General features: G+C 48.6%; 1 protein-coding gene. It reads right to left on the reverse strand.

Annotated features, from left to right (window positions below):
- Nucleotides 1-103 precede the first annotated feature (103 nt).
- A partial coding sequence (locus ACVBEF_RS21370; RefSeq protein WP_447125901.1) for a hypothetical protein occupies nucleotides 104-364 on the reverse strand: 261 nt, incomplete at its 5' end.

Genomic DNA, 364 nt, shown 5'->3' on the forward strand with positions numbered 1-364 from the left:
AGTAGCGTAGCGTATCGAAGGATTGCATGCGCCAGCGCAGACTTCGATACGCCCTTTGGGCTACTCAGTTCGAACGGTTAGATTGGTTTTAACGTTGCGTGTTTTATTCCGCGCAGGCTTGCGCAGCTTCATCCAGAGCAGCTTTTCTGGCTTTTCGCAGTGTCGTGATGTGGTTATTGATTGATTCGGCTTCTTGTAATGCTTGTTCGGCATGCAGTGCTGCTGTGTCAATGGTGAATGTTTTTAATATTTCACAATCGGCAGTGCTGAGCGCAAGTGCTGTGGCGTTAGCCGGATTAGGGTTGGATCGATAAGCCTCACTGGCTTCGATGATGTTGAGAAAAAGGGTGATGGCTTGAGAGAA

It is taken from the genome of Glaciimonas sp. GG7 (genome assembly GCF_052976905.1).